General features: G+C 61.2%; 7 protein-coding genes. 2 read left to right on the forward strand and 5 right to left on the reverse strand.

The window, feature by feature from the left end; translation table 11 throughout:
• The coding region (locus EPO09_RS18340; protein ID WP_290645323.1) for a tandem-95 repeat protein at positions 1–3,717 on the forward strand (3,717 nt) is incomplete at its 5' end.
• A gap of 87 nt (positions 3,718–3,804) precedes the next feature.
• Here the strand turns inward: EPO09_RS18340 and EPO09_RS18345 are convergent.
• Together EPO09_RS18345 and EPO09_RS18350 are read right to left on the reverse strand one after the other, a co-directional pair.
• A complete protein-coding gene (locus EPO09_RS18345) occupies positions 3,805–5,721 on the reverse strand; it encodes an EAL domain-containing protein (RefSeq protein WP_290645325.1) in 1,917 nt (638 codons plus the stop codon).
• 21 nt (positions 5,722–5,742) lie between these two features.
• Positions 5,743–6,423, reverse strand: coding sequence for a transglutaminase-like cysteine peptidase (locus EPO09_RS18350; RefSeq protein WP_290645327.1), 681 nt, complete (start codon positions 6,421–6,423; stop codon positions 5,743–5,745).
• Positions 6,424–6,676: 253 nt separating this feature from the next.
• On the opposite strand from EPO09_RS18350, the gene EPO09_RS18355 reads away from it, so the two are divergent.
• Positions 6,677–8,521 (forward strand): TolC family outer membrane protein, encoded by a 1,845-nt coding sequence (locus EPO09_RS18355; protein ID WP_290645329.1) that lies wholly within the window; start codon positions 6,677–6,679, stop codon positions 8,519–8,521.
• 121 nt (positions 8,522–8,642) lie between these two features.
• On the opposite strand, the gene EPO09_RS18360 is transcribed toward EPO09_RS18355, so the two are convergent.
• From EPO09_RS18360 to EPO09_RS18370, 3 genes are all read right to left on the reverse strand, one after another.
• Positions 8,643–9,467 (reverse strand): peptidylprolyl isomerase, encoded by an 825-nt coding sequence (locus EPO09_RS18360; RefSeq protein WP_290645331.1) that lies wholly within the window; start codon positions 9,465–9,467, stop codon positions 8,643–8,645.
• A 29-nt stretch (positions 9,468–9,496) separates the two neighbouring features.
• Complete coding sequence (locus EPO09_RS18365) at positions 9,497–9,772, reverse strand: BolA family transcriptional regulator (protein WP_290645333.1); 276 nt, start codon at positions 9,770–9,772, stop codon at positions 9,497–9,499.
• Between the two features lie 26 nt (positions 9,773–9,798).
• The coding region (locus tag EPO09_RS18370) for an inner membrane-spanning protein YciB (protein WP_290645335.1) at positions 9,799–10,179 on the reverse strand (381 nt) is incomplete at its 5' end.

The raw sequence follows: 10,179 nt of genomic DNA on the forward strand, positions 1-10,179 counted from the left end.
GCCAAGGGCAGTGACCCGACTCACGGCACCGTGACCGTCAATGCCGATGGCACCTGGACGTACACGCCGGCCAAGGACTACAACGGCGCCGACTCGTTCACCGTGACCGTTTCGGATGGCCACGGCGGCACGACCACGGCCACAGTCGACATTGGCATCAACCCCGTCAATGATCCACCCAAGGTCTATGACCCGGAAAGCGAGAACTTCGATCCTGTTACGGGCCACTATGTATTGACCACAGACGAAGACAAGCCCGTCTCCGGCCAGGTCAAGGCCACCGACCCCGATGGCGATGCGCTGACCTACGCCAAGGGTTCCGATCCAGCCCACGGCACCGTGACCGTCGCCGCCGACGGTACATGGACCTACACGCCGGCCAAGGACTACAACGGCGCAGACACCTTCACCGTGACCGTCTCGGATGGCCATGGCGGCACCACCACAGCCACGATCGACATCGGCATCACGCCCGTCAATGACGCTCCAAAAATCGACGATCCAAGCAACCCGAACCTAGACCCATCGACCGGCCACTACAAGCTCACAACCGACGAAGACAAGCCCGTCTCCGGCCAGGTCAAGGCCACCGACCCCGATGGCGATGCACTGACCTACGCCAAGGGTTCCGATCCAGCCCACGGCACCGTGACCGTCGCCGCCGATGGCACCTGGACCTACACCCCTGCCAAGGACTACAACGGCGCCGACACCTTTACCGTGACCGTCTCGGATGGCCATGGCGGCACCACCACCGCGACCATCGACATCGGCATCACGCCAGTCAATGACGCCCCCAAGATCGACGATCCGACGAACCCCAATCTGGATCCATCCAGTGGCCACTACAAGCTCACGACCGACGAAGACAAACCCGTCTCCGGCCAGGTCAAGGCCACCGACCCCGATGGCGATGCGCTGACCTACGCCAAGGGTTCCGATCCAGCCCACGGCACCGTGACCGTCGCCGCCGATGGCACCTGGACCTACACCCCTGCCAAGGACTACAACGGCGCCGACACCTTCACCGTGACCGTCTCGGATGGCCATGGCGGCACGACCACGGCCACCATCGACATCGGCATCACGCCAGTCAATGACGCCCCCAAGATCGACGATCCGACGAACCCCAATCTGGATCCATCCAGTGGCCACTACAAGCTCACAACCGACGAAGACAAACCCGTCTCCGGCCAGGTCAAAGCCACCGATCCCGATGGCGATGCATTGACCTACGCCAAGGGTTCCGATCCAGCTCACGGCACCGTGACCGTCAATGCCGACGGCACCTGGACTTACACGCCAGCCAAGAACTACAACGGCGCAGACACCTTCACCGTGTCCGTTTCGGACGGCCATGGCGGCATCACCACGGCTACGGTCGACATCGGCATCACACCCGTCAACGATGCCCCAGTCATCGGCAACCAGTCAGCACCAGCCGTCGTATCCGAAGAAGGCCTGGCAGGCGCCAATGCCGACAACCAAGGCTCGCCTGACACCTGCAACAGCAAGGAAGCCACAGGCCAGTTCGCCATCAGCGATGCCGAAGGCGACAAGGTCACCCTGACCCTGTCCGGCACAAGCGGCCTGACCTCTGGCGGTGTTGCCGTCAGTTGGACAGGCAATGGCACCGCTACCGACCCGCTGATCGGTACAGCCAACGGCAAGCCTATCCTGACTGCCACGATCGACGACCAGGGCCACTACAAGGTCACACTGCAAGGCCCCGTAGATCACCCCAACACCAGCACGGAAGATGCACTCAGCATCGGCCTGAAGGTCAATGCCAACGACGGGCACAGCACCACCACCGCCTCGCTGAACGTGGTGATTGAAGACGACAGCCCGCTGTCCGGCGCCCAGGTCATGCGCGTCGATGCCACCACCGGCACGCAGAACACCAACCTCATGCTGGTCATCGACACGTCGGGCAGCATGCAGGACACCCTGGCAGACAAGACCGTCAACGGCATCAAGGCCGCCATCAAGTCCCTGGTGGACCACTATGACGACCTGGGTGACGTCAAGATCCAGATCGTCACCTTCAGCGACGCTGGTCAAGGCCGCCCCGCCTGGATGACGGTGGCACAAGCCAAGACATTCATCGACACGCTGACGGCCAATGGCGGCACCAATTACGACGCCGCACTGGCCGCAGCCAAGGCATCCTTTGTCACGACAGGCAAGCTCGCCGATGGCGTGAACGTGTCCTACTTCATCACCGATGGCCAACCCAACTCTGGCAAGGGCGTCGACACCGGCAGCGACGAAGCCAACTGGGAGAAGTTCCTCAAGGACAACCACATCGACTCCTATGCCGTCGGCACCGGTACGCTGACCAAGGAGTACATCGCCAACATCGAGCCGATTGCCTACAACGGCATTGCCGGTGCAGAACAAAGCGCCACCACGCTCAAGACCAATGCCGAGTTGACCAAGTACCTGATCGATACGGTGCCCACGCTCAAGTCCGGCAGCCTGGCCAGCCTGGCCGGTGCAGATGGCCTCAAGAACATCGAGTCCTTCTCATCGAGCAAGCAGGTCAGCTCCGTGCTGGACCCAGTCACCAAGATCCTCACGATCACGCTGCAATCGGGCGCCGAGATCAAGCTCAACACGGTCACGGGCGACTTCACGATGAAGCAAGGCCACACCGGTGGTGACGAGACCTTCAGCTACACCATCGTGGACAAGGATGGCGACCATGCCAGCGGCTCCATCACCTTGACCACAGCCGCGACAACGGCCGCCAACCACGCCCCCACCGTGCTGGCCGACAGCGATGGCCACAACATCCTGGGCTTGGTTGACCTGGCCGTGAACCCCTTGCTGGATCTGAGCAAGAACCAGCACGTGGCTGTCAACGATGTGGACAACAACCTGATCCGTGTGGACGTGAGCGTTGGGCAGTTCCTGTCACTGGGCACGCTGCTGGGCGACCACAGCAAGCTCAGCCTGTCGCTCGACCCGGCTCTGACCCACGGCCTGCACATCAGCGGCACGGACTCCCGCCATCTGGTCATCGAATCCGAAACGCCTGGCGGCACGATCGACGTCACGCAGGTCAACCACCTGCTGTCCACCTTGAGCTACGACCCGGCTCACGTGCTGGGCCTGTCGGTCGATTTGTTCCCGCAGTTGACCATCAAGGCCACAGACGCTGCAGGCGCCACGGACAGCAAGACCATCTCCAGCAGCATCGTCGCCATTGACGTGAACGCCGCACCACTGGCCGACCACATCGAGCATGTGGTGGCGGGCCACGGCGAGCACAACAGCAGTTGCGACACCGATGTGTTCGCCTGGAACCTGTCTGATCGCCCGACAACGGGTGAAAACCACGTCGACACCATCCACGATTTCAACTGCGCTGCACGTACGGCTGGTGGCGACGTGCTGGACCTGCGCGACTTGCTGCACGCCGAGCAAAGCGGCTCGGCCACAGCCTCGGGCAACATCGACAAGCTGCTGAACTTCCTGGATTTCGACACCCAGTCGCAACCAGGCAGCACCATCATTCATGTGAGCGCCAACGGCGGCTTCCATGCTGATGCCACGGGCCACAGTGACAGCACTGGCTGTGCTGAGCAGCAGCACATCGTCCTGGCCAATGTGGACATCCGCGCCTCGCTGGGCCTGGATCAGCAAGCCAATGATCACCAGATCATCAGCGAGCTGGTCAACCGCGGCAAGCTGCTGGTGGACAACTGCTGATCTGCCCCGCCAACGAAAAAGCAGCTCACTTCGAGCTGCTTTTTTTTGGGCGCGAGAACGTCGTAGAAACGCAGGTCGCTCAGGTCATCAGTTCAAACGCACGGCCGGCCCTGTGACCCCATCGATGCCCACCTGACGCAAAGCCAGGATGTCGGCCGATTCACACACGCCTTCGGCATACACCTGCAGACCCAGGCCATGCAACATGCTGACCGTGGCCGACACATAGGCCGCCCGTGAGGCGTCTTGCGCCACGCCCTGAACCACCGACGCATCCAGCTTGATGTAATCCAGCCCCGCCTCGAACAGGAACTCGATGCGCGCCAGCTTCTCGCCGGCATGCTCCAGGCCGATGCGCGCCTTCAACGGCCGCAGTTGCTTGCACAACTCACGTACCAGCTCGAACCGCTCCACCGCTGCGCTCTCGGCCACCTCCAGCCACAGATGCTGAGCGGCCTCCGGTGCCGCAGCCAGATGGGCTCGGATCCGGGGAATGAAGCTGCTGTCCGCCAGCGAAGCCGGCGACAAGTTCACGCCGCGATCCTGACGATCCTCGGCGATCTCTTCCAGCGCCAGCACCACGGCCATCTCGTCGATCTGCGAAATCAGGCCCGAGCGCAAAGCCATCGGCAACCAATGCGCGGCCGTCTCAAATTCACCGTGCGTATCCAGTTGCAGGCGCAGCGGGCACTCGTAATGCACCAGCATCAACTGGCGATCCACCACCGGATAGCGCATCAGTTGCACGCGCCGCGCGGCCAATGCAGAAGTCAGGCGAGTGCGCCACTCATCCTCACCCAGCACCGCGCTGGTGGTGGACGGCTCCTCAGCCATGTCCACCGCAAACGCACCGCGGCTTTCCGCCTTGGCCAGCGCCGAATCGGCTGCGGCCAGCACCTGTTGCAAGGGCATGCCGCGGCGCCAGTGCACTGCCCCCACTACCACTGACGCCGACACAGCCTGCTCGGCAAACGAGCGGCGCATCGCATCTGCGTAATGCTCGGGATCTGGCAAAGGCACATCAGACGCGGTCAGGCAGACGGCAAAGTCACCGCCATTGAGGCGCCCCTTGGCCGCCCCATCCACACCGGACGACACCTCGGACATCGTCCGAGACAAACGCTGCAGCAAAGCATCCGTCGTGCGGTGACCCAGCAGGCGATTGATGCCGGCCAGGTCCACCAGGCGAATCAAATACAGCACGCCCGAGCCCGAACCCTCGTCGCTGTTGAGCGCCGCATTGAGCTGCGCCATGAAATGCCGCCGATGCGACAAGCCCGTCAAGGGATCACAGTGCGCCTGCTGACGCAACTGCTCGACCTGGCCGGATTGCTCTTCGAACAGCGATTTCAGCCGCACAACCACCGCATTCATGGCCTGACTCAGCCGCGCCAGCTCGGGCACGCGCGGTTCGACCACGGTCACGAAGCGCCGCTCCATCAAGGCCTGCGCCTGCGCCACGGTCGCATCCAGCGGCTCACGGATCCGGCGCACGCCGAACGCGGCCACCACACTGGATAAGCCACCCAGAATCAACAACCAGCCAGCAGTCTTGATGCTGCCCTGCCAGAGCTGCGCATGTGCAAACCCTGCGTGGCTGACCACCTCAACCGAACCCAGCGCACGCCACCCATCAGATACCTGCGCCAGCCCCGGCACAGACTCCACTGGCACCAGATTCGCGAACCAGACCGGTGCCACATCGCGCACGGCCTTGCTGTCTGCCTCATGGTTGACCACCACCCGGCCACCCGCATCCTTGAGCGTGATGCGCTGATAAAAACCGGTATCAAACATGGCCGACACAGTCAGATCCATGGAAGGCATATCGCCTTTTTGCTGCGATAGATTCAACGCCAACGATTGAGCGTTATCCGCATTCTTGAGCCGCAACTGCGTTTCCAGATACCCGCGCGCCGACCACATCCAGACGGCAAAGCTGCCGAAGAACGCCATCAACAGCGTCACCAGCAACAACAACCAGATCTGACGAATCAAGGACATACGGTTTCTACCTTTGGGGACTTACCACCAGCCCTCAGCCTTGGCCTTTGCAAACACATCTCTCCAACGTGACAGGCGGGCTGACGGGTCTCCAGCATTGGAGCCCCCTACACCTTGCCACAAACCCTCTGCGTTGAAACTGAAAACAGGGGCCAGATCCGGGCGCCTGGAAGCGGGTCGAATCTCGGTAATCAAGTTATCCAGAATCAAAGGTTCCGCATTGGGTTCCGGGTAATACGCCAGCACCATGTGAGCCTGAATACTGCCCCCCACCTGCGCACGGACATACACCATGCGCATCTTCACACTGGGAATGCCTGCTGCAATCAGGGAAAAATACTTGCCAATGGCGTAATCCTCACAGTCGCCCTGACCTTTGCTCAGGGTTTCCAGCGGGGAAGCCCAATAATCCACCACACCCCACGTTTCCCGATCATCGCGGTACAGAATCTGGCGATTGAAAAAGGTATTGATCGCGCGCAGGCGAGTTTCGTCGTCCTGGCTCGATACCTCGGCGATCTCCTGCAGCAGCGCCTGGGCCCGAGCAACCGTCGCCGGCCCCATCTTCTGGGCTGCCGTCAGCACACGAGGCGACTCGAATGCCTGCGTGAGCAGCCCGCCGCACAACAGCAAGAGCCACGCGGTACGCACCCCCAGTCGAACACAGCCGAACCACCAGCCACGCCAGGACAGGTTCAGCAAAGGGGTTTTCGGACGTGAGCGAAGCACAGTGTCAAATCGACCAAAACGGACCAAACTTGACCGCTTATCCCCCCTTTGTTGCAAGCGAAGGCACTCACTTGCACGGACCTAGACCTTGGTATGTGAAGCGGCCCTTCATTTAATGCCAAAATGCGCCGATTAACACCAAATGTGTCTAGTTGATACCGATGCGTTCAGGCATATGGCAGCCGGACTCTTACAAATCCTCCCGAGGTGCAAGGTGACAAAACCGATGACGATGAAATCCCGCCTGACCATCCTGGCACTGGCCTGCATGTCCGTAGCCACTGCCCACGCCCAGAACGTGCCCGCCGGATCGCTGGCCGCTGCGGCCCAGAAGGCCATTTCCAACAACCCGGAAGTCACCGCTCGCCTCAACGCCCTGCGCGCCGCTGGCAATGAAGCCGATGTGGCCCGTGGCGGCTACTACCCCCGCGTGGATCTGGCTGCCGACGTCGGTCGCGACAGCAACCGCATCACCACCAACAACCCCGAATCAACCAGCTTCAGCCGCAACGGCCTGGCGCTGAGCGCCAACCAATTGCTGTGGGACGGCCAAGCCACCCGCAAAGAAGTCGAGCGCCTGGGCCACGCCCGCGTCACCCGCTACTTCGAATTCCTGGCTGCCACGGAAGACACAGCCCTGGAAGCCTCGCGCGCCTACATCGATGTGCAACGCTATCGCAAGCTGGTCGCCCTGGCTGAGGACAACTACGTTCAGCACAAGTACGCCTTTGACCAACTCGCCTCCAAGGTCAAGGCTGGCGTGGGCCGTGGCGTGGACAGCGAGCAAGCCAATGCCCGCCTGGCTCTGGCTGACTCCAACCTGACCACCGAAGTGGCCAATCTGCACGACGTGAGCGCCCGCTACCTGCGTGTTGTTGGTGAAGCACCTGCCGGCAAGCAACCCAATCCGACTGGCCTGGATCGTGGCATCCCCACAGGCAACAGCGACACGGTGAACCAGGCTCTCTCCCGCCACGCCAGCATCAGTGCGGCCGTCGAGAACTTGCGTGCAGCGCAGTCGCAAGCTACATCCAAGGAAAGCGCCTATCAACCCAAGGTGGAAGCCCGTGCACGCACCGGCGTGGGCAAGAACTTTGATGGCATCCAGAACCAGAAGCGCGACTCCTCCGTGCAACTGGTACTCAACTGGAACCTGTACAACGGCGGCTCTGACCAGGCCCGCGTTCACCAATACACAGACCTGATCAACCAGGCTGCCGATCAGCGTGACAAAGCTTGCCGTGATGTGCGCCAGACCGCCGCCATCGCCCACAACGACATCAAGAAGCTCAAGGACCAACTGGCCGCGCTGGACCGCAACGTGCTGGCGATCGAGAAGGCTCGTGATGCCTACCGCCAGCAGTTCGACATCGGCCAACGCAGCCTGCTGGACCTGCTGAACGCCGAAAACGAGCTCTACACCGCCAAGCGTTCGTACGCCAACGCCGAGTACGACTTGCAACTGGCCTATGCCCGCACACAAGCCGCTCGCAACACGCTGACCTCGACACTGGGCCTGACCAGCAACGACGATGGCAACCAAGGCCTGGTGCGTGACTGGCAAGCTGCTGATGACGCTGCCCAACGTTGCCCCGTAAGCACTGTGGAGGCCTCCTCGGCCAGTCGTGAAGAGCTGGACGCCCGCGCTCGCAAGCTGGCTGGCCCAGCCGTGGCCGCGCCGGTCGTGACGCCTGCTGCAGCGCCTGCCAAGGCTGAACCCGTTGTGGCCGATGAAGCCGCCGCTGAAACCGTAGCCCAACGCCTGCGCGACTGGGCTGCGGCCTGGATGTCCAAGGACGTGGACCGTTACTTCACCTACTACGCCAAGGACTTCGCCCCCGCCAAGTCGACATCGGCCAAGTGGATCAACGAGCGCCGTCGCCTGGTGACCAAGCCCGGCCCGATCGAAGTGTCCGTGGGTGACATCAAGGCCGTGCCCAAGGGTGACTCGGTTGTGACCAGCTTCCAGCAGAACTATGTGTCGTCCAACTTCAAGGACAAGACCAACAAGGTGCTGACTTGGAAGATGATTGATGGCCAGTGGGTCATCGTCAAGGAAAGTAACCGCTGATCCATTCAGCGTGAGGTTCTGCCGTCAGGCAGAACCTGAGCAAAACAAAGGCGCCCTGCATGTGATGCAGGGCGCCTTTGTTTTGGGCTGCCCGACCTCAGTCAGGCGGCGTCAAAGAAAATTACTCGTCGCCAAACTTGTAGTCAGTCTTGGCCGCTTTCTTCAAGCTCTTGCGGTAATCAGCCAGCTTCTGCTGCATCATGTTCTGAGCCAGTTGGCCCTTCACTTCTTCGAAAGCGGGGAACTGCGCAGCGCGGGTGTCTTCCAGCTTGATGATGTGATAGCCGAACTGCGACTTCACAGGCACATCAGTGGTCTGGCCCTTTTCCAGCTTGGTCAGTGCTTGCGAGAACTCAGGCACGTAGTTGCCGGGGTTGGCCCAATCCAGGTCGCCACCGTTTTCGGCAGAGCCAGGATCCTTGGAGTTCTTCTTGGCCAGGTCTTCGAACTTGGCGCCAGCCTTGAGCTGAGCGATCAGCGCCTTGGCATCTTCTTCCTTCTCGACCAGGATGTGGCGAGCACGGTACTCCTTGTCGCCCTTGGTGGCCTTGTACTTGTCGTACTCGGCGCGCACTTCGGCGTCAGAAGGCTTGTTCTTCTTTTCAAAGTCCATGAACAAGGAGCGGAACAGGATGGCCTGGCGCGCAAACTCCATTTGAGTCTGGTATTCCTTGCCACGTTGCAGACCGAGGCGCTCGGCTTCCTGCACCATGATTTCGCGCAGCACGATCTCGTCCTTCACGCGCTGCTCCAGCTCGGGGGTCTTGGCCTGTGGAGGCTGACCAGGCTGTTGCTGCTTGAGGATCTGTTCCATCATGGCGTCAACACGTGCGCGAGGCACGGGCTTGCCGTTGACGGTGGTGATGTTTTGCGCGAACGCCAGCGGAGCAGCCAGCGAAATCGAAACGGCCAGCATGGCTGCCTTGGCGATACGAGAAGTCTTCATGATGAGCAGTAAAAGCTTTTTAAGGAAGTTCAGACGGGCTCGGCTTTGATGACCAGAGCGTGAACGCCCTGAGGAATCAAATCGCGCAGGGCATCATACACAAGCCGATGACGCTGAACATGTGTCAATCCGTTGAAGCAACGCGCCTTGATCTGCACCGAGAAGTGCGTCCCAAAGCCCGTGCCGTTCGCGCCGGCATGACCGGCGTGCTGGTGGCTGTCGTCCGACACCACGCAGGATTCTGGTTGCAGAGCCTGTCGCAATGCGGCTTCCAGCTTGTCAGCCGATACGGAAACGTCGCTCATCATGGATCCCTTTTATGACAGTTGGTTCACTCGGCCTTGCTGGTTTCTTCCGGGAGCATGTGGCGACTCAGATACAGGCCTTGCGCCAGGGTAAATACCAAGGTCAAGCCCAGGCTGCCCCACATCTTGAAGGACACCCACGTATCGAGCGGGAAGTTGAACGCCACCCACAGATTAAGCACACCCATGCCGGCAAAGAACAGCACCCATGCCCAGCCCAGCGTGCGCCACACCGCATCGGGTGCGTCAATCTGACCACCCATCATCTGCGCCAGCATCTTGCGGCCCAGCACGATTTCGGTTGTCAGGAAACCAGCGGCCATCACCCAGTAGATGACGGTCGGCTTCCATTTGATGAAGGTTTCATCATGGAACCACAGCGTCAGGCCACCCAGCACCACCACGAT

It is taken from the genome of Aquabacterium sp. (assembly GCF_004297345.1).
GTDB lineage: Bacteria > Pseudomonadota > Gammaproteobacteria > Burkholderiales > Burkholderiaceae_C > Aquabacterium.

What these genes read in the sequence shown, in the direction of transcription:
- EPO09_RS18345 (WP_290645325.1), bottom strand. Translation starts at nt 5,721, where the DNA reads ATGTCCTTGATTCGTCAGATCTGGTTGTTGTTGCTGGTGACGCTGTTG.
- EPO09_RS18355 (WP_290645329.1), top strand. Translation starts at nt 6,677, where the DNA reads ATGACGATGAAATCCCGCCTGACCATCCTGGCACTGGCCTGCATGTCC.
- EPO09_RS18360 (WP_290645331.1), bottom strand. Translation starts at nt 9,467, where the DNA reads ATGAAGACTTCTCGTATCGCCAAGGCAGCCATGCTGGCCGTTTCGATT.
- EPO09_RS18365 (WP_290645333.1), bottom strand. Translation starts at nt 9,772, where the DNA reads ATGAGCGACGTTTCCGTATCGGCTGACAAGCTGGAAGCCGCATTGCGA.